General features: G+C 50.7%; 1 protein-coding gene. It reads left to right on the top strand.

Features of this window, described 5'->3' with window-relative positions; all coding sequences use genetic code 11:
• Positions 1–268, top strand: a 268-nt coding sequence (locus L9G74_RS24205; RefSeq protein ID WP_238898653.1) for an SCA7 domain-containing protein, incomplete at both ends; no start/stop codon positions are given.

Here is a 268-nt window from a genome sequence, read left to right as displayed (position 1 = left end):
AAGCGTGCTGTTCAAGGGCGATCTGCTCCTTATGATCAGTTGTTAGCTGCCTACCAGCGGAAGAATCAAGCTAAGATAGGAGCTGCTGCTGCCGCCGCCCAACAAGCAAAAGAAGATGCAATGCATGGGGCCGGAGTAGCATTGGATGACGAGGAAGAAACCAGGCAAGTGTTGTCAGGTGTTAGGAGAAGCGTCCCGATGCCCCTGGAAAGAGCTGTTTGCATTCCAACGAACATGCGAATTGGGTATTTAAGGATGCGAGAAATGT

Origin of the sequence: Shewanella electrica (assembly GCF_022321485.1) — a bacterium.
Lineage (GTDB): Bacteria > Pseudomonadota > Gammaproteobacteria > Enterobacterales > Shewanellaceae > Shewanella > Shewanella electrica.
This window is presented reverse-complemented; position numbering and strand designations above follow the sequence as displayed.